Annotated in this window: 15 protein-coding genes and 1 pseudogene; 14 read left to right on the top strand and 2 right to left on the bottom strand. The window is 70.4% G+C overall.

The window, feature by feature from the left end:
• The first annotated feature begins 23 nt into the window (after positions 1 to 23).
• The 10 genes from fxlM (at position 24) to BSL84_RS27465 (ending at position 12,881) form a co-directional block, all read left to right on the top strand.
• Positions 24 to 2,075 carry a methyltransferase, FxLD system gene (fxlM, locus tag BSL84_RS27510; protein ID WP_075971368.1) on the top strand — a complete coding sequence of 684 codons (2,052 nt, stop codon included), beginning with the start codon at positions 24 to 26 and terminating at the stop codon, positions 2,073 to 2,075.
• Between the two features lie 85 nt (positions 2,076 to 2,160).
• Complete coding sequence (locus BSL84_RS27505) at positions 2,161 to 3,261, top strand: hypothetical protein (RefSeq protein ID WP_075971367.1); 1,101 nt, start codon at positions 2,161 to 2,163, stop codon at positions 3,259 to 3,261.
• Between the two features lie 377 nt (positions 3,262 to 3,638).
• Positions 3,639 to 5,648, top strand: a complete 2,010-nt coding sequence (locus BSL84_RS27500) for an ABC transporter ATP-binding protein (protein WP_420718793.1) — start codon at positions 3,639 to 3,641, stop codon at positions 5,646 to 5,648.
• Positions 5,649 to 5,808: 160 nt separating this feature from the next.
• Complete coding sequence (locus BSL84_RS27495; protein ID WP_234363534.1) at positions 5,809 to 7,155, top strand: MFS transporter; 1,347 nt, start codon at positions 5,809 to 5,811, stop codon at positions 7,153 to 7,155.
• 36 nt (positions 7,156 to 7,191) lie between these two features.
• Entirely contained in the window at positions 7,192 to 8,673 is a 1,482-nt protein-coding gene (locus BSL84_RS27490; protein ID WP_234363533.1) for an NUDIX domain-containing protein, read from the top strand.
• 52 nt (positions 8,674 to 8,725) lie between these two features.
• Positions 8,726 to 10,024 (top strand): protein-L-isoaspartate O-methyltransferase family protein, encoded by a 1,299-nt coding sequence (locus BSL84_RS27485; protein WP_234363532.1) that lies wholly within the window; start codon positions 8,726 to 8,728, stop codon positions 10,022 to 10,024.
• Complete coding sequence (locus tag BSL84_RS27480; RefSeq protein WP_075971364.1) at positions 10,021 to 10,437, top strand: GFA family protein; 417 nt, start codon at positions 10,021 to 10,023, stop codon at positions 10,435 to 10,437. Before BSL84_RS27485 ends, BSL84_RS27480 begins: the two co-directional genes overlap by 4 nt.
• A 31-nt stretch (positions 10,438 to 10,468) precedes the next feature.
• Positions 10,469 to 11,275 (top strand): class I SAM-dependent methyltransferase, encoded by an 807-nt coding sequence (locus BSL84_RS27475; protein ID WP_075971363.1) that lies wholly within the window; start codon positions 10,469 to 10,471, stop codon positions 11,273 to 11,275.
• Complete coding sequence (locus BSL84_RS27470) at positions 11,272 to 12,537, top strand: NUDIX domain-containing protein (protein ID WP_075971362.1); 1,266 nt, start codon at positions 11,272 to 11,274, stop codon at positions 12,535 to 12,537. Before BSL84_RS27475 ends, BSL84_RS27470 begins: the two co-directional genes overlap by 4 nt.
• Positions 12,534 to 12,881 (top strand): hypothetical protein, encoded by a 348-nt coding sequence (locus BSL84_RS27465; protein WP_075971361.1) that lies wholly within the window; start codon positions 12,534 to 12,536, stop codon positions 12,879 to 12,881. The genes BSL84_RS27470 and BSL84_RS27465 overlap by 4 nt, the downstream gene beginning before the upstream one ends.
• A gap of 214 nt (positions 12,882 to 13,095) precedes the next feature.
• Here BSL84_RS27465 and BSL84_RS36625 read toward each other — a convergent pair whose 3' ends face one another.
• Both BSL84_RS36625 and BSL84_RS27440 read right to left on the bottom strand, forming a co-directional pair.
• Positions 13,096 to 15,828 carry a hypothetical protein gene (locus BSL84_RS36625; RefSeq protein WP_199838753.1) on the bottom strand — a complete coding sequence of 911 codons (2,733 nt, stop codon included), beginning with the start codon at positions 15,826 to 15,828 and terminating at the stop codon, positions 13,096 to 13,098.
• Complete coding sequence (locus BSL84_RS27440; protein ID WP_234363531.1) at positions 15,825 to 16,841, bottom strand: tyrosine-type recombinase/integrase; 1,017 nt, start codon at positions 16,839 to 16,841, stop codon at positions 15,825 to 15,827. Before BSL84_RS27440 ends, BSL84_RS36625 begins: the two co-directional genes overlap by 4 nt.
• A 366-nt stretch (positions 16,842 to 17,207) precedes the next feature.
• On the opposite strand from BSL84_RS27440, the gene BSL84_RS36245 reads away from it, so the two are divergent.
• The 4 genes and pseudogenes from BSL84_RS36245 to BSL84_RS27420 all read left to right on the top strand — a co-directional run bounded on the left by BSL84_RS36245 (position 17,208) and on the right by BSL84_RS27420 (position 19,036).
• Positions 17,208 to 17,426 (top strand): hypothetical protein, encoded by a 219-nt coding sequence (locus BSL84_RS36245; protein ID WP_075971357.1) that lies wholly within the window; start codon positions 17,208 to 17,210, stop codon positions 17,424 to 17,426.
• Positions 17,427 to 17,464: 38 nt separating this feature from the next.
• Complete coding sequence (locus BSL84_RS36240; protein ID WP_075971356.1) at positions 17,465 to 17,941, top strand: GNAT family N-acetyltransferase; 477 nt, start codon at positions 17,465 to 17,467, stop codon at positions 17,939 to 17,941.
• Entirely contained in the window at positions 17,938 to 18,444 is a 507-nt protein-coding gene (locus BSL84_RS27425) for an NUDIX hydrolase (protein ID WP_324616551.1), read from the top strand. Before BSL84_RS36240 ends, BSL84_RS27425 begins: the two co-directional genes overlap by 4 nt.
• A pseudogene (locus BSL84_RS27420) lies at positions 18,445 to 19,036 on the top strand (dipeptidase).
• Positions 19,037 to 19,064: the final 28 nt, after the last annotated feature.

Genomic DNA, 19,064 nt, shown 5'->3' with positions numbered 1-19,064 from the left:
ATCCACTTGAAGGAACCTCACCGATGCAGGGCACCTGGCACCAGATCAACGTCACCTTTCCGGACCGCGCTACCGCGCAGCAGGTGATCTCCCGGACGCTCGGCCCCGCCCTGTTCGCGGCCGAGGAGAGGGGAGAGATCTCCGCCTGGTGGTTCATGAACAAGCAGCCGTGGAAGCTGCGCGTGCGTACCGTCGGCGACGAGACCCCCACCTTGTGGGACGCGCTCAGCGGGCTTGTCCGGGACGACCAGGTGGGGCAGTGGATTCCCGCCATCTACGAGCCGGAGACCTTGGCCTTCGGCGGGGCCGAGGCTGTGGAGGCGGCTCACGAGCTGTTCCACGCTGACAGCCGCCACCTGCTGACCTACCCCGTCCAGACCGGGCACCTCGGCCGCCGCGAGACTGCCGTACTCCTCGTCAGCGCGATGATGCGCGCCGCCGGACTCGACTGGTACGAGCAGGGCGATGTCTGGGACAAGGTCGCCGCCGAACGCCCGTCCCCGCCGATCCTCGCCTCCGAGCTGGAGGCGGCCATGCACTCCCTGCTGACCGTCGACGCCCGCACCCTGTGCCGGGAGGACGGCCCGCTCCACGGCCACGCCGACTGGGTCCGCGCCTTCGCACGGGCCGGGACCGCCCTCGCCGTCCTCCACCACCAAGGCCGCCTGCGCCGGGGACTGAGGGCCGTCCTCGCCCACCACGTGATCTTCCACTTCAACCGGGCCGGCCTCCCCCCGGAGGACCAAAGCGCCCTGTCCAACCTCGCCCGAAAGGCCATCATGGGAACGAGTGACACCCCCGCAACCACCCCCGACGGCACCCGATCGGTGAGCACCGACACGCTCACCACCCCCGACCCGACCGCGGAACAGCTCCGCAATGCCCTCGTCGACCAGATCCGCCAGGAAGGACACGCCACCAACCCGGCCGCCGAGGCCGCACTGCGCACCGTCCCCCGGCACCTGTTCGTACCCGACGCCTCGCTCCAGGCGGCCTACGCCAACCAGCCGGTCCACGTGAAGTACGACACCGACGGCACGTCCATCTCCTGCGCCTCCCAGCCCGCCGTGGTCGCCCTCATGCTCGACCAGCTCGACGCCCAGCCCGGCGAGCACATCCTCGAACTCGGCGCCGGCACCGGCTACAACGCCGCCCTCCTCGCCCACCTCGTCGGCGACACCGGTCACGTCACCACCATCGACGTCGACGACGACCTCGTCGAGCGCGCCCGCGCCCACCTGGCCGCCGCCGGATACACGAACGTCGAAGCCCTGACCCGCGACGGAGCCGTCGGCTACGCCGACGGGGCGCCGTACCACCGGATCATCGCAACCGTCGGCGCCCACGGCATCCCGCACGCCTGGCTCGACCAGCTCGCCCCCGGCGGGCGGCTCGTCGTTCCCCAGCGCATCAAGGGCAGCGTCTCCCGCTCCATCGTCTACGAACGCCGAGACGGCCGCTGGGTCTCCCTCGGCAGCGAGATGAACACCTTCATGCCCCTGCGCCGCGGCATCGCAGACGACGACCGGCGGATCATCCCCCTCGTCACGGACGGGACCGTACGACTGCAGGCGCCGGCCGGAACAGCCCTCGACGCCGAGGCGCTGGCCCGCGTACTCGAAGAACCGCGGGTCGAAGAGTGGACCGGGATGACGGTCCGTGCCATGGAATCGCCCGAGTGGATGGAGCTCTTCATCAGCTGCTCCTTCGACTCCGGCCTGATCCGGATGCTGTTCCCGGCCGCCGCGAAGGGCACCACCCTCACCGAGGACCCCTACCCCTCCTCGACCGCGGTCACCGACAAGGGCGCCCTGACCTACCTCGCCCGACGCCTCTCCGACCAGACCACCCCCGAGGGCGGCAAGCTCTGGGAGTTCGGCGTCATCGGCCACGGCCCCGGCAGCGACGAACTCGCCGCCAAGGTCGCTGAGGCGATCCGTACCTGGGACCACACGTACCGCAGCCGCGAGGCCGGCTTCGAGCTCCAGTCCCTCCAGGCGCCGGTTCCCGAGGAACGTCCCGGCCAGTTCACCGTCGACACGCCCCTGAACCGGATCGTCATCGACTTCAACTGACCGTACTCCCCTGACCGTGCGGTGCCCGCCGCCCCCATCTCCGGCAGCGGGCACCACACGTCGGGCTGACCCCCCGGAGAACTTCATGGACCCGCATGGCCAGTTAGCCCGACGCTTCCCCCTCGTCTCACGGTTCCGGCCCGCCTGCCTTCCCCTCCCCGACCGCGTCCAGGCCCTCGCGACGCTCTCCGAGACCGCCGCCTCCCGCACGGACCAGGGGCTCGCCTCGGCCGTCTACAACCAGGCAGCCCTGATCGCCAGCGACGTCGGACTGCCCGACCTCGCCCGCCAGCTGTGCCACCAGCACGCCGCCGCCTACCTGCACGCCACCCCACTCCCCGCCACGGCCGCGATCCGGGCCCTCGAGCCCGTCGTCAACCTGGCCCGCCTGCAGATCCGCGCCGGCCACCCCGACGACGGTCGCAACCGTCTTCTGCGCCTCTTCGACGCCGTCACGAACGGCACCGCCGACCGATTCGACGACGCACACATCCCCGCCGACCTGGTCCAGTCCGAAGACGACCGGCGCGAAGTACGCGCCTGGCTATGGCGGGTCCTCCTCGCCGACGGCTCCCGCACCCTCACCGGAAGTGGCCGGTGGGCCGAAGCCCTCGCGCACACCCGCGAACACCAAGGCATCGGCAAGCGGATGTTCGACGGCCGACAGATCGCAGTCGTCGCGGCACTCACCAGCGGCGACACCGAGCACGCCGCTGAAGTCATCGCCGACACCGCCGCCGGCGAACCGTGGGAGCACGCCGTCACCGCCTGCCTCCACGCGCTATGCCTCCGCGCCAGCACGGACTTGAACCACAGCCAGGAGAACAAACTCGAAGCCGCGCTCCGCGCCGTCCCCGCCGAACAGGGCATGACGGTCTTCGCAACCCGCCTGCGCCTCACAGCCCTGGACACCATCGCCACCCCGGCGAGCCGGGCCGCGTACCGCATCACGAACGAGTTGCACCGGGGCATCGTCGGTACACGTGACGGCTTCGCCGCCCGCGAGGTCCTGGACGACTCGCTGTTCACCGGGCTCGCCGCCCCGAGACAGCTCCAGGACTGCCTCGACCTCGTCGCAGCCTGTGCTCTGGGCTCCGGCGCCTTGCCCGCGCGCCTGCGTAGTGCATTGGACAAGGCATTGCATCGAAGCGACCGCGTGATCAGGGACAGCCTGTCGGTCCCCTGAGTCGCCCAGGTGTCCGACCGGTCCGGCGTACGCACTCGGGCGGCAATCCTCCGCCCGGGTGACACGGCCCTGTTCGAGCGAGTTTCAACGCCACAGACCCAGACGCGCCAAGCCCACTCAGCGGCACGAGAACATTCGTTCCCGTTTTGCCTCCGATCCGGCCGTGACGCACCCGGATCGGAGCCGTTCTTAGAGCACCAGTACCAGTCGTGCGCCCATCCGGAGGATCCCGTGAATCTCCAGCCGAAGCACCTCGACACCCTCCCATTAATCGAACATCACGCGCCTGCCCCGTGCCTGTCCTCCACGGGTGGGGGTCGTGTTGACGCCTCATCGTCCTGCTGCTGCGGATCACGATTCAATTCCTGGAGGGCTGCGTGAGCAAGGACTCGGCAAGCGGCTCCGGCGCCGCGGGGGTGTCGGACTCCGAGCGGCTCCTCTTCGGCGGCGAGCTGGCCTACGACATCGGGTGGGACCAGCACGAGGGCGCCTGGCTCAAGCTCGGGCTCTGGACGATGGCTCGTCAACTCCCCCGTCTGGCGGGGACCGGCCTGCGGCTCGCCCACCTCGCCGACGCGCGGGCCCTGCGGGTGGTCCTGGTCTCCGAGGCCGGGCGGGGCGTCGCGCAGGCGGTCGGCCTGGTCGCGGTGAACAGCGTGCTCGGCCACGTCCTCGCGGCGGGCAGCACCAACGAGCGTCTGGTTCAGGCGCTGCCCGCGCTCACGGTCGTGGCCGTCACGGCGTTCCTCGGGTCACTCCTGCGTTCGGCCTCGACGGCTGCCACAGGGGCGCTGGAGCCGAAGGTGCAGCGAGTCGCCACCGAGCAGTACCTCGGGTTGGTGTACCGCACGGAGCTGTCGGCGATCGAGGACGACGAGTTCCACCGGCTGCTGGACGCGGCCCGGTACGGCGCCGACTCGGCCCGGCGGATGATCCGGTACTGCACCAATACCCTGAACTCCGCGGTGTCGCTGATCGCAGCGGCTGGCGTCCTCACCGTCCTGCACCCGGTGCTGTTGCCGCTCCTGGTCCTGATGACGCTGCCGAGTGCGTGGAGTTCGCTGATGATCTCCCGCCAGCGGTACATCTCCTTCCACGCCTTCGTCCAGCACGCCCGCGCCGGGCACCTGCTCGGCCAGCTGCTGACCCAGAAGGAAGCGGCGGCCGAGGTCCGCGTCCACGGCGTCGGCCCGTTCCTGCTCGGGCACTTCCGCACGATGGCCGAGACCAGCGAACGCGAGCAGACCCGGCTGGCCCGCCGCGCTGCCCGGATCGGGCTCGCCGCCGACGGCGCTGGTGGTCTCGCCACCCTCCTCACGTACGGCGCCCTGGGTGCCCTCCTCTGGGCCGGAGCGATGGAACTCGCCGTCGCCGGCACGGCGGTACTGGCCATCCGCACCGGCGCCGCCAGCCTCGACAGCCTGGTGCTCCAGGTCACCGAACTCCACCAGGAGTCCCTGTTCGTCGCCGACTTCGAGCGGCTGTGCCGAGAGGCGAAGACCCGGGCCATCCCCACGGGCGGGGACCCGCTGCCAGAGCGGCTGCGGGAGGTCCGGTTCGAGAAGGTCACCTTCACGTACCCCGGCAGCGGCCAGACCCTGCCCGAGCCCACGCTGCGCGAGGTGTCCCTGGCGTTCCCGACGGGGAAGATCATTGCGCTGGTGGGCGAAAACGGCTCCGGCAAGTCCACCCTGGTCAGGCTCCTCGCCGGCCTCTACCTGCCGGACGAGGGCAGCGGCACGATCTGGTGGGACGACGTCGATGCCCGTACCGCCGACCGCGACCAGGTCTTCGGCCGCGTCGCGCTGATGTCACAGGACTTCTACCACTGGCCCTTCACGTTCCGGGTGAACGTCGGTATCGGCCAGCCCGGTCAGGCCATCGACGATCGCGCGGTCGAGGAGGCCTCCGGCTTCTCCAGCGCCGACGAGGTCCTCGCCGACCTGCCTCGCGGGCTCGGCACGCTGCTGGCCCGCGGCTACCGCGGCGGGCACCAGATCTCCGGCGGTCAGTGGCAGCGCATCGGCATCGCGCGGGCCAAATACCGGCAGGCCGAGATCCTGATCGTGGACGAGCCCACCAGCGCCCTGGACGCAGTAGCGGAGCAGCGGGTCTTCGACCAGATCAGGGCCCTGGCCGCGACCACCGGCCAGACGATCGTGCTCATCACCCACCGCCTGCACTCCGTACGCCATGCGGACCTCATCCACGTCCTGAAGGACGGCCGGGTCGCCGAGTCGGGCACCTGGGAGGAACTGATGGACCCGGCTACGGGCACGGGGGACTTCCGCGACGCCTACCTCGTCCAAGCCGCTGCCTTCGATGCCGTCATCCCCACCCAGTCCGCCGGCGAGCACGACACTCTGCGCGCCCAGGACAACGCATGACCGCCGCCGCGCCCCAAGAACAGGCCAGCGGGGTGAACGTCCGCCCGGCGTCGGGACGGGACAAGGCCCGACCGCAGACCAGCTCGCAGACCGAGTGCCGTCCGCCTGTCCCCGTTCCCGATGCCCTGCCCGCAGGCCGGCTGCTGACGGAGGCCGTCCCGTGGTGACGCTACCCCGCCCCCGGCCTTCCGTCCGCAAGACGGCACCGCTACTTGGGCCGGGGTTCCGGTTGTACCTCGGCGGGGAGTCCGCCGGCCTGGTCGGGACGTCGGTGCACCTGGTGGCCTTGCCCACCCTGGCCGTGCTCGAACTGGACGCGACGGCCGGGCAAGCCGCGCTGCTCGCCTCCCTGGCCCACCTGCCCACCTTCCTCCTGGCCCTCCCCGCCGGCGGCATCGTCGACCGGTACGCGAAGCGGGTTTTGTTGGTGGGGACGGATCTGGCGGGGGCCGTCGTCGTCACGGTGGTTCCGATGGCGGCGCTGGCCGGGGCGTTGTCGATGTCCGTGCTGTACGCGGTCGCGCTGGTCCTGGGTGCGGTGACCGTGCTGCACCAGGCGGCGGCCATCGCGATCGTCCCGCAGCTCGTCGAACCCGCCCTGCTGCACCGGGCCAACGCCCGGGTGGGGGCCGCGTTCGGGGCCGCGGACACGGCCGGGACCTACGTCGGCACCGCGGTCGTCGCTGCCGTGGGCGCGGCCAAGGCCTTCTGGCTGGACGCCCTGTCGTACCTGGTGTCCGCCTGCTGCGCATCCCGGATTCCGGAGCCCGGCCAGCCGGCAGCGGGCGAGGGGAGGCCCAGGCGCAGGTTGGCCGGGGAGATCTGGGAGGGCCTGGCCTACACCGCGCGGACTCCACTGGTACGGGACCTCGTGTTCGCGCTGACCCTGACCGGTGTGGGCGTCGGTGTGACGGGCGCGCTGTTCGCGTACTACCTGCTGACCGCGCTGGAGGCGGGACCTACCGGGCTGGGGATCGTGATGGGCGTCTCCGGCGCGGGCGCGCTCGCCGGCGCCCTGGCAGCGCCGCGGATCGTGGCCCGGTTCGGCCCCGGCCCCACCCTGCTCGCCGGGTTCGCGGCCTGCCCAGTGGCGGGCCTGCCCCTGCTGTTCGCCCGGCCCGGGCCCGTATGGCTGGCTGCCCTCGCCGCGGCGGGCGGGCTCCAGCTCGCCGCCGCGGCGGTGGCTGGGACCACCCAGAGGTCGGTGCGCCAGCAGATCTGCCCGCCCCACCTGCAGGCGCGGGCGCAGCAGACGTCGACCTGGCTGGTCTCCGGGAGCAAGCCGTTCGCGGCCCTGGCCGGCGGCGCCGTGGCCACTGCGTTCGGGGCACGTACCGCTCTGGCAGTCGGGACGCTGGTGCTGGTGCTGCCGGTGATCGTGCTCTGGCGCTCCCCGGTCAGCCGCCTGACCGCGATGCCCGTCCCCGCACCTCCCCCTGGCGACTCCGCCCCGGCCCGAGGTGCACGTCCGCCCGCTGATGCCCCAGGAGCGCGCCCTCACCCGTGAGCGCCGCCGACTCCTCCACCGCCGTCCCACCAACCTGTGAGGCCTCTCGTGCCGCCCTCCCGCTCCCACATCCGCGATCTCGTCACCGCCTACCTGGAACGGCACCCGGCTGAAATTCCGCTGCTGGCGCCTCTGTTGCGGCTGTTGGGCGAAGACGCCGAGCCCACGAGCCGCTCGACCATGCCGGGGCACATCACGTGCAGCGCGGTCGTCGTCGACCACGACCGCCGTGTCCTTCTCATCCACCACAACCTCTTCCGGCTGATGCTCGCACCAGGAGGCCACGTCGAGACAGCGGATCGCTCGCTCTTGGAGACGGCGCTCCGCGAAGTCCACGAGGAAGCCGGCATCCCGCCCGGCGCCCTGTGCGCCACCGCCTCGTACGGTTCCCTGCCCATCGACATCGACGTCTTCGACATCGACGCCAACCCGGCCAAGAACGAAGGCCCGCACCAGCACTGGGACTTCCGCTTCGTCTTCCAGCTCGTGGACAGGGACGTCGAGGTCACGGTGCAGCCGGAGGAGGTCTCCGCCCCGGAGTGGGTCGCCTTCGACCAGGTCACGGCCCCGCAGCTGCGGGCGAAGCTCTGCGCCTCCGGGCTCGACGGCCGCATCGAGCCGGTCAACGCCTCGGCGTTGATCCACGACGGGCACGGCCGCTACCTGCTACACCTGCGCGATGACCTCCCCGGCATCTGGGAACCCGGGGCCTGGGCCCTGCTCGGCGGAGGCCGCGAGCCGGGCGACACCTCGCTCGAAGACACCGTCCGCCGTGAACTGCGGGAGGAAGCCGGACTCGAGCCCGGGGTCGTGGAGCCGTTCGCCGTCGAACTCGCCACCGGCACTGACGGGCTGACCGTGCCCGTGCAGGTGTTCACCGCCCAGTGGAACGGCGACCCCACCGGCCTGCCACTCACCGAGGGCGTGATGCTAGCCTGGTTCCACCCCGACACCATGGCGCGCCTGCGGCTGAGCCCCTCCACCCTGGACCTCGTACGCAGGCACGCCCAGCACGCCGCCCGCAGCACGACGGCGCCCCAGGGCGGAGGCAGCGGGCCGGACAGGCCGAAGGCGGGCAGCACCAGCGTCCCGCACATCGTCGGCGTCCACCTCTACCTGGAACGCGACGGCCAGGTGCTGCTCGGCCTGCGCCACCCCGGCTCCGCGTACGCCGGCGGCACCCACCACTTCCTCGCCGGGCACTGCGAGCAGGAGTCCGCCGTGGCCTGCCTGGTCCGCGAGGCCCAGGAAGAGGCCGGACTGCTCATCGACCCAGGCGACGTCGAGCTCGCCCACGTGGTGCACATGGTCGACAAGCCCGGGGACCAGCCCCGCATCGGGTTCGTCTTCCGTGCCCGACAGTGGACGGGGACACCCGAGGTCCGGGAGCCGGACCGTTGCGTCTCCTGGAGCTGGTGGCCCGCCGACGCCCTTCCGCAGCCGATCGTCCCCTACACCCGGGCCGCGATCGAAGGCATCCGAGCCGGTCGTCCCTACACCGAGCTCGGGTGGACCTGACCACCCCGCGCGTCCCGCCCGCAGTCCCCGCCCCCTGCCGAAGGAGTCGTACGTGCTCGATCCTCTCGTACCGCCCGCCCATGCCGGAGTCGCCCTTAAGGAGAAGGTGGCAGCCGCGCGGGCGGAGATGGTCGCCGGGCTGGAGGCCGCCGGCCACCTCCAGGCGGGCCCGGTCCGGGACGCCTTCCTCGCGGTGCCGCGCGAGGTCCTGATGCCGCAGGCCTACGTGCGGCGCAGCGGGCCGGACGAGACCCCGCCGCGCTGGGACCTGCTCGACTGGGCCGTGCCCGCGGACCGGGAGGAACTGCTCGGACTGCTGTACGGCGGGGAGAGCGTGCTGGTCCAGCACGACGGCGAGCCGATCCTGGGCCGGGTGCCGGCCCCGCGGTCGGGCGGGTCGATGACGGCGATGTCCAGCACAGCCGGGATGACCGTCGCGCTCCTGCAGCGTCTCGGCCTGCAGCCGGGTCAGCGGATCCTGGACGTCGGGACCGGTGCGGGAGTGACCGCGGCCGTCGCATGCCTGATCGCAGGTGATGGCGGGGTGGTCACCGTGGACCGGGACGAGCACGTCACCGCCGCCGCCCACGAACGGCTGGCGTTGCTCGGCCACCGGCCGACGGCCGTGACGGGGAACGGGCACAACGGCTGGCCCGCCAGCGCCGACTACGACCGGATCTTCGTCTCGTATGCGGTCACCCGGGTACCGGAGGCCTGGCCGCAGCAGCTGGCCGCCAGCGGGCTGGCGCTGGCGACCTTGTCGACGTCCTCGCCTTCCTGGCCGGGCCTGGCGGTCCTCACCAGGACCGGCAGCGGACGCGTCCGGGCCCGTCTGGAAGCGATACGGCTCGGGCACCGGGCGGGCCACGGCTGGAGCCAGCTGTACCTGAAGCCCGGTCTGCGGAGCCGGATCGAGGCCGCGGACGGGGGCAGCACCCGCACCACGCACACAGGCCCGCCGCCGGATGATGCCCACGGTCTGTGGCTGGCCCTGGACCACCTGCACCCCGGACTCGTACGGAACTGGGCCGCCGACCATCTCGTCATCGGGGCCCCCGACTGCGGGTCCTGGGTCACTGCCCGGCCGGACGGCTCCGGGACGTGGACGGTCACGGTCTGCGGGCCCCGCGACGTCTGGGCGGAGATCCAGGACACCGCCACCCGATGGCAGGCGGCCGGATCCCCGTCCTCCTACCGACTGCACCTCGAACCGGACGGAACCCAGTGGGTCAGCGCCGGTAGCGGGCCGGCCGAGTTGTCCTGGCAGCTGCCCGCCGCCCTCCAGCCGGCAGCGACCGTTCCGTCGCCAGCCCCCGAACCCACCGTATCGCCGAAGGAGTCCACCCCATGACCGCACCCACCCGCACTTGCGCTGCCCGGTCCGGCGGCTGCCTGTGCAGGAAGGTCCAGTTCACGGTCACCGGAGAGCCCGACTACCCGCACACCTGCAGCTGCGGGCACTGCCAGACCTTGTCCGGTGGCCCGCTGATGTCCTGGGTCTCCTTTCCCCTGGCTGGACTGAGGTGGACCGGCGCCGGGGGCGAGCCCGCCTGGCACTACACGTGGCCGGACTCCAGGCGAGGGTTCTGCCCGAGCTGCGGCAGCCAGGTCTGCGCCCTCGACGATGGGTCGACCAGCATCGCGATCACCCTCTCCGCTCTGGGTAGCCCGCCCGACTTGGTTCCGATCAACCAGAGCTACCGCGAGCACGCCGTGCCCTGGCTGGCCCCGGTCCCCGACAGCCGCGACCACCTCCACAACTGAGCCCCCGCCCGCACCACGAGATCGGAGACCCGTGTCCCTGTTCGACTCGGTGGACTACCACTACGCCCGCTACCGGCCAAGGCTGCCCGAGGAGGTCGTCCAGCTCCTGGCCGGGGAACTGGACGGGACGAAGGCTCCCACGCTGCTGGACCTCGGCGCCGGCACCGGACAGGTCGCCCTCTCCATGCTCCCCGTCCTGCCTCCCACAGCCCACCTGGACCTTGTGGACTTGGACCCGGGCATGCTCCACACCGCGCTCGACGAGCTCCGGCCGCACCTGGGAGAGCGCACCGCCACGGTGCACACGGGCCCGGCCGAGAAGTTCGTTCCCGCCCGACCTGGGTACCGGGCCGATCTGATCACCTGCTGCCGGGCCTTCCATTGGATGGACCGCCCCGCGGTTTTGGCCATGGCCGACCGAATGGCCGCGCCCCAGGCCGTCTTCGCGGTCATGGGTGACGGGAGTCTCTGGACGCACCAGGCCGAGTGGACGACCGCCCTCAGAGTCCTGATCCAGTCCCACCTGGGAGAAGGCCGCCGCGCTGGCACCATCGGCACCTACCGCGAGCCGGGTCGTCGCTACGAAGACGACCTCGCCGACTCCGCGTTCAGCGAGATTGCCGAGCACCGCATCCCCTTCACCCGCTCGTGGACGCCCGGCGGGGTCCTGGGTTACCTGCGGTCCACCAGCTTCGCCCGGCCCGACCTGTTCGCCGACCACGCCGGATTCGAGGACCAGGCTCAGGAGCTCCTGCTCCAGCACGCGCGGGACGGCGTCCTGCACGAGGACGGCGTGTTCACCGTGCTGCTCGCCCGCCGCCCCGGGGCAGCGCGGTGAGCGGCGGGGCCCGGCAGACGGTGCCGGTCGACGTCCACCTCATCCTGCGCCGTGACGGCGAGAGCGGACCGGAGGTGCTGCTGTCCCGCCGGGCCGGACCGGTGTATGCGTCGGGCCTGCGGCATCTGCCGTCCGGCCACCTGGACCCCGACGAGGACATGGTCGAGGCCGTCATCCGGGAAGCCCGGGAGGAAACAGGCGTGCGCATCCAGGCGGAGGATGTGACCGCGGCGGTCACCGTCCACCACCGCCCACCGGTGGGATCCCGGTCCCGTATCGGCGTCTTCTTCGAGGTCCGCCGCTGGTCGGGCCGGCCTCGGGTCATGGAGTCGGACCGGTGCGACGGCATGGACTGGTACCCGCTGGACGCCCTGCCCGACCCGATGGTGGCGTACTGCCGGGCCGGTCTGGACGCCTACCGCGCCGGTCTGCCCGCCGCCGTGCACTTCCAACAGCCGGACGACGCCATCGAGCACCGGCCGGACGGCCCCGACAGCACCCGCCTGCTGAGCGGACCGCCCGCTTGTGGAGTGGAGGTGCCGCACGGGCTGCGGATGTTCGCCGAGCAGGCCGTCGGCCGGATCGTAGAGGCGACGGAGGTGTCGTGGGTGCGCACCGGCAGCCGGGTGTGGCGGCTGTCGGGGCCCGGGGGCGGCACCTGGTACCTCAAGCGGCACCGCGGGGTGCGGTTCCATGACCGGGAGGTCACCGCGTACCGGTCATGGGTGCCGGCGCTCGGGGCGCGTGCTCCCCGTCTCGTCGCCGCCGACACTGCGGTGCGGGCCGTCGTGGTCACCGCGCTGCCCGGGCACCCGCTGCACGGCTTGGTCCTCGGTGCCGCCGACGAGGCGCGCGTCCAGCAGGCCTTGGGCCGTCTCGTGGGCGTCCTTCATCGCAGCGCACCCGAGCGGCCTGCCGCAGCCTCCACGGCCGCGGACAAGATCAAACGCCATCTGGACGGGGCCCGCCCGTACTTGGCCGCCGGTGACGAGGATCTGGTGCTCTCCCTCGTCGGCGCTTACGCGGGCCTTCCGAAGCCTACGCTCGTGCCCACGCACGGGGACCTGCAGTACCGCAACGTCCTGCTGGACGGCGACGGGGAACCGCTGCTGTTCGACTTCGAGCGGTTTTCCCGGACTAAGAAACGATCAAGGATGAGCGCGTGGGCCAGGGCCTTGAAGCCGCCGCACGTGGGCGGTGGTCACCCCGGCACCCGGGGTGTCGACTCGACCGTCACCACCCCTGCGATCATTTGGTCGTGAGTTACGACCTTGCTGTGTGGGACGGTAAGCGCCCGCTCGATGACGATGCGGCGGGCTCGGCCTTCGATGAGTTGTACGAGCGCTACCTCGAATCGGAGGATGCGGCTGGGCCGCCCTCTCCGCGCATCGAGGCCTATGTGAACGCCTTGATCGAGCGCTATCCGGAGGATGGCCATGACAGTCCATGGGCATCTCCTCCGGTCATCGATGAAGCCTCGGGACCGATCGTGTACCTACTCATTTCCTACAGCAGGGCCGAAGAAGTCTCCGAGTACGCCGCTTCGCTGGCGCGCGAGTACGGGCTGATCTGCTTTGACCCGCAAGGAGAAACTCTGCGGTCATGAGTGGCCCAGAGCAGCAGTCGAGGCAGGGACTTGGTCCGTCCTCGGGGGGCACATGGCAATCGTCTGCAGGGCAACGAGAGGTGCTTGAGATGTTCGCTCGGGGAACCGCACGGCTGCTGGTCAGGAACGAAGGTGAAGCACCGTTGGAGCTGACAGTGGAGCCCTGGGCAGATGCCTATCAGCTCCCGCCCGGGCAGACCTTCGTCGTTGTCACTCACTCGCCAGCGGAAGACGGTTCTTGGTCCGGAACGCTGCGTGGGGATGAACCATTCCAGGTTGACCATCGGCGGGATTCGGTCACGGTATGGGCCAACGGCAACTGCTTCCACCTCAGTGACATGGCGGGCGATGCGATCGATGCGGCTGACTGGCAGTGCCCGGCCCAGGGCGGTGGACCTGAACAGTAGCTGCCTTGGCTTGGTGACCACGGTAGTGAGAGGCCCCGCCTGGGGCGGGGCCGGTGAGTGCTTCGGTGGTGGAAGGCGGTCAGCCTGGCAGTCCGGGAGGCGAGGTGCGGCGTGTTGGTGGTGGGCCGCACCTCGCATGTGTCAGGGATGCCGGATTTGAGGAAACCCCAGTTCAGTGACGGTGTGCTTGCTGCGGGTGCGTGACTGGTCCAACGTGACCAGCTTCTTGGCCGCGGCCTGGAGACTGCCCTGAAGTCCCTCCGCCTCGCCGAGCCATCCGTTCGACTTGGCCTCTTTGATGCGCTCGGTAAGGCTCTGGATGATCTCGGCCAGTCGCTGCCGCTGGCTCGGGTCGATTCGCAGCATCGGGCAGCGAACGCAGGCGTGTTCGTGCTTGCAGGGAGTCCCGTAGGGCCGACCGCAGGTCCCCAGCTCGACCTTGCGAAGCGCGAAGTGCTGCTGGAACTCGCGCCACTCCTCGTCCGTGGGGTCCCGGTACTCGGCCTCGGGCCGAAGGCTGCGCCGCTTCGCCAGGAAGGACCGGTAGGAGCGGATGAGGTCGTCCTGGAACACGGCGAGGTATGCCTGCGTGGTCGCGAGGTCCTCGTGTCCCAGGAGGCGGGCGGCGATATGGACGGGCAGGCCTCCAGTGACGGCCTCGGTCGCGAACATCTGCGGAAGTCGTGGGCGGTGAACTTCAGCGGTTCTCCAGCGGCATCACGTAGTCCGGTGCGGGCGAGTGCGGCGTCCAGGAGGTCCTGGACTGTGCCTGTGGAGATCACTTCGTTGCGGTGACCGCGCGGGCGTCGTTGGAAGAGGTGGGGCAGCATTGGGCCGAAAGTCTTCTCGTGATTGTCGTATCGGCTGGTCAGTGGGATCGTGCCGCGGTTGTTGTTGCGTAGTCGCGTGATAATCGTGGCCAGGACGCTGGCCAGTTCCGGGCTGACCAGCAGCAGCCTTTCCTGGTTGTTCTTCGACGGCACGATCTGAAGGAGCGGGACCAGTTCGCCGCTGTCGGCCATGCGGTAGGAGACGAGGGCGAGGTGGGTGATCTCGAGGAGTTCTTCCCGCCGGATTCCGGTGTGGCGAAGGGTTTCGATGACGGCCCAGCACCAGAATGCCTCGTCCTCGCGCTGGGCCAGGTCGATGGTCTCGCCGGTGACAAGGTCCTCGACAAGGACCGCTTCGGTGCGGGCCCGCCGTTCGGATCGCAAGTGCGTCTTGCAGACCACGCGGCGATAGGCGCCCCCGGCGTGCTCGAACGTCTCTCCGACTGCCGTGGCCTTCGCCGCGGCCAGGAAGGCTTCCTGGTCACGGCGGTGGCGCTCGGCTGTCTCGACCAGCACCGGTAGTTGCGGCAGCCTCTCGCGGATCCGCTGGTGCATCTTCGCGATCGTGCTGCGGCGGTGCTTGCGCAGGCCGTCGGTCTCGCCGCGACGAACCGGGCTGGGCACTGCGTGCGGAGCCCAGGAGGGGTCGTCCAGGGCCCACTCCTGAAGATCCAAATAGAAGCTGCGGACCTGGACCAAGATGAGCAGGTAGGACTTGCGCAGCCGGGGTGTAGAGCGGCGCTTGGTGACGTACTTGATCCGGTCCTTCCAGGCCGCCGCGACCTCTTCGGACAGGTGCAGGCCGCTGACGTCGGGATGATGTTCCTCGATGTCCGACCAGAAGGAACCCACGAGGTGGCCGACCAGACAGACGAAGGAGGGGTAGTCCAGGCTGGGGCGACGCTCGTCGAGGTAGCGGATCAGCACGTCACGCACTTCTCGGCAGCGCAGTCGATAGCGGTCGACGAGGTCCGCGGTCGACCGCTGGCCCTGGTGACAGAACTCCTTGAAGCTGACGTTCGCCGGCAGGACGCCGACACTGCGCAGCAGATCCCAGGCCGGGAAAATGCCAGGTGGGACACGATTCTCCCGGTTCAGGCCCCAGGCTCGAAAGTGCTCGAAATCCTCGCCGGACAGTTCGTCGAAGTTCTTTCCCGTATGCAAGACCATCTTGGCCAGCACATTCATGCCGTTTCCGACACGCCGCGTGGGCATGCCGGCTGCAGCTGACCGCTTGAGCATCTCGGCGGCCAGGTCCGGCTGGACAGTGCGCTGCACTTCCTGGAACAGAGAGCGGGAAACGAACGAGGTCAGGAAGTCATAGTCGGGCAGCACGACCCGGTTCAGCAGGAGGCTGATCGTTCCGATCCGGGACAGGGCCCGCCGCCGCTCGACACCAGAGTGAAAGCCTTCGGGCAGCATGTTGAGCCAGTCGAGTCCGCGGTCGGCTCCGGCGGCAATCCACCGCTGCTGCCAACCGTCCCCCGGCTGCTTGCTCAGCCAATCGAGGATGCCCTGGGCTCCGACTTTCAGGTCGCGCAGCCGGCCCTCGGAGTAGCCGATGCGTTTGCCGTGCGCGGTCAGCTGCAGCAACAGCTCCGAGGATGCAAGATCGTCAAGGGGACCCCTGCGCGGAGCCTCTGGCGCCAGGGCAGTGTCGGCGTCCTCGGGGCGGGATGCGGGAAGCGACACGACGGTTGTGTCCGTCATCGCGGAGCACCTCCCAGCAGCACCGCCAGGTCGTCCGCGTCGTAGCCGACGGCAGTCTGGTCGGTTGCTGTCTCCGCTGCCGGTTCTGCCTGGTCGGCGAGGTACCGATGGACCTGGCGCAGGATCTCGTGGTCATCTTCGACGAGGTAGATCTGGGTGGTGGTCAAGTGTGCGTGACCGAGGATCACTTGGACGTCACGCAGGGACAGCCGCTGGGAGCGGACCATGCGCAGGGCGCTGGTGTGCCGCAGGTCATGCATCGTCCAGTTCGTGCCCAGCGTGTCGTTCGCGCGCCGCAGCACTGCCCGCAGCGCGTCGTAGGTGAGCGGTCGGCGCTCCAGCACATCCCCTGACCGTTCCCGGCGCCGCAGCGTCCACCAGACCGGCTCGTTAGGACCCAGCGGGCCGAGTTCTTCAAGGTAGAGCCGCAGCCAGACGAACGACTCGGCGCTGGCCGGCAGCCACTGCGACTCTCCGCTGCCCTTCCGGCGGACCTGGGCAAGCTGATCGCCCCAGTCCAGATCTGTGCCCCGCAGGCCCAGGAGTTCACTCGCCCGAGCGGCCGTGCTGACCGCGAGGGCGAGGATCGCGCGGTCCCGGTTCGAGCGCATCGCCGCGAACAGCTCGAGCCACCGTTCGTCCGGCATTGCCCGAGGCCGCTGCCGGGGCAGCTTCGGGTTGTAGCGCAGGCGCCCCTCCGCCCGAAACGGCTCCAGCGGGTTGTGATGCGCATTCGCTCGCCGGCCCCGACTCCGGTCACGTCTGACCGGGTTGACCAGCGGGCCGTCGCCCTCATCGATGACGAACTCGTAGAAGGACCGCAGCACCGCGTTGCTGTGCCTGATCGTCCGCGCGCTGTACCGGTCTCCCTGGTACTGCTTCCGCGTCACCGCGTTGACCTGACCCGCTGTGGCAGCGGACTTCGTCCTCGGTGAGCGCCGCTGCTTCTCGGCTTGCCCCATCCAGAGCACGTAGTCGCGCACTTCGTCGGAGGTCACCTTGTCCCAGGGCATGTCGATGGCCTGAAGGAAGCGTCACCATCGATGCAGGTCAAAGGCATAGCTGCGGACACTTCCCGCAGAATGGCCGCGGCCCAGGAAGTCTCGCAGGAAGCGACGGATCGGCTCCACGGGCTGGCCCTGCTGGTCCAGGACCATGTACGGGATCACGTCGCCGGTCGGCACTACCCGGCCCCACTGCGGAAGCCGAATCACCCGAAGATCACGATGGGCGTCTCTAGACAAAGACATACAACCTCTCCTCCAATTGGCTGTATGTCTCGTACCGGTCACTGCCCCAACGCGTCTCCCGACACACCGGCTTGACCTGCAGTAGTCCGGTCAACATGGTCCGAGTACAACAGCGCGACCCGGGACTTGGTGCGGCTGAGCGACACCTGGACCGGCCGGCCGGACCTGCGCGCCGCGTTCCTCGACGGGTACGGCAGATCGCTCACCCCTGCCGAGGAGCTGCGGCTGGACTGCGAGGCCGCCTTCGACGCCGTTTCCGGCATCGCCTACGGCACCAGCCGCGACGACCCCGAGGTGACCGAGCGCGGCCACCGCACCCTGCGCCGACTCCGAGCCCAACATCCATAACCCGTCTGCGACTACAACCCGTTCGAGGAAGGACCCCCGTGCCCGAACCCCGCCTCGCCACCCCTGCCGATGCCGCCGAGATCGCCCGCCTGCGGTCAGAGCACATCCTGAGCGAACCCCTCGACGACGCCTGGCTCACCACGTGCGCCGACCAGCTCGCCTTACGCCTCCAAGACGGCGGTGACGCCCGCGCGTACGTAATCGACTCCCCCGCCGGCGGACTCGCCACCTGCGCCCTCGGCCTGGTCCACGCCGTCCTGCCCGCCCCCAAGTACCCCAAGGGCCTGGCCGTACGGATCCACGCCGTCGCCACCGACCCCAACCACCGGCGCCGCGGCTACGCCAAGGCCGCGCTCGCAGCGCTCCTCGACCACTTGGAGGACGACGGGGTCACCCTGTACGAGCTGTACGCCAGCGACGGTTCCGCCCCGCTGTACGAGGCGCTCGGTTTCGCGGCCGACCCGGCCCTCATGCGGATGACGCGCTTCCCCGCCGGCGGAGGGAACGCGTCGTGAGCGAGCGGAAGTGGCTGCCTCCGGAGGAGTTCGCGGCGACGCTGCCGAAGGCCAGCATGTTCGGGGCCGTGTTCTTCACCGACGAGGACGACCGGCCCGTCCAGCTGCGGGCCACCTACTCCAGTACCCACCCGTGGCAGTGGCCTGGAGGCGTGGCCGAACCGGGCGAGCGCCCCTGGGAGACCGCCGTGCGGGAGTGCCGGGAGGAGACCGGCCTCCGCGTGGAGGGACCGCCGAAGCTCCTGGCCACGGTGTTCGGGCTGCCGGGCAAGGACTGGCCGCTGGCCACCGCGGGATGGGTTTTCGACGGCGGCCGGCTCACCCCCGGGCAGCCTGCGGGGATCGTGCTGGACCCGGACGAGCACGACGAGGTCCGTGCCCTGGCCGTCCCTGAGTGGCAGGGCCTGATGCCGGGTCGCGACTACGCCCGGCTCGAGGCCGTGATGGCCGCCCTCCGCACCGGGATCCCGGCGTACTTCGACACCTGGGACTGGGAGGTCTAGATGAGCATCGTCCTGATGTCCGACCCGCGGGTCGCCGCCATCCCGGTCGCGGACAACGGCGAGCCCCTGGCCGATGTCCGCGCAGGCGGAGAGCTCCTCCTCGATGACCGCCGCTCCGATCCCGCGTACGCCTTCGCGCACCTACGCTCCGGAGTCCTCGACCGGCTCCTGCAGGCGCAGCTGCTGCTACCCGAAGGGCTGCGCCTGCTCATCGTCGAAGGGTTTCGGCCGCCGGCCCTGCAGCAGCGGTACTTCGAGGAATACGCGGCCGAGCTGCGCGCGGCCCACGGCGACTGGCCGGCGGAGGAACTGCGGGCGCAGGCGAGCCGGTACGTGTCACCGCCCGAGATCGCCCCGCACAGCGCCGGCGCGGCCGTCGACCTGACCCTCGTCGACGCGGACGGCACCGAGCTCGACATGGGCACCCGCGTGAACGCCAGCCCGGAGGAGAGCAGGGGCCACTGCTACACCCTCGCCGACGGCCTCTCCCACCAAGCCCGGCTGCACCGTCGGCGACCGCTACTGGGCCCTTATGACCAGCAAGCCGGAAGCCCTCTACGGGCCCACCTCCCAGCACTCCGACCTCTCTTGAGCCACCCGACGAACAGGGAGCGCCGCAG

It is taken from the genome of Streptomyces sp. TN58 (assembly GCF_001941845.1).
Taxonomy (GTDB): Bacteria; Actinomycetota; Actinomycetes; order Streptomycetales; family Streptomycetaceae; genus Streptomyces.
The sequence above is the reverse complement of the archived record's forward strand: the minus strand, read 5'-3'. Positions and strand labels throughout refer to the sequence as shown.

Excerpts from the sequence above, each read along its gene's own strand:
- BSL84_RS27440 (WP_234363531.1), bottom strand. The coding sequence starts at position 16,841 with ATGCCCTGGGACAAGGTGACCTCCGACGAAGTGCGCGACTACGTGCTC.
- BSL84_RS27505 (WP_075971367.1), top strand. The coding sequence starts at position 2,161 with ATGGACCCGCATGGCCAGTTAGCCCGACGCTTCCCCCTCGTCTCACGG.
- BSL84_RS27480 (WP_075971364.1), top strand. The coding sequence starts at position 10,021 with ATGACCGCACCCACCCGCACTTGCGCTGCCCGGTCCGGCGGCTGCCTG.
- fxlM (WP_075971368.1), top strand. The coding sequence starts at position 24 with ATGCAGGGCACCTGGCACCAGATCAACGTCACCTTTCCGGACCGCGCT.
- BSL84_RS36625 (WP_199838753.1), bottom strand. The coding sequence starts at position 15,828 with ATGACGGACACAACCGTCGTGTCGCTTCCCGCATCCCGCCCCGAGGAC.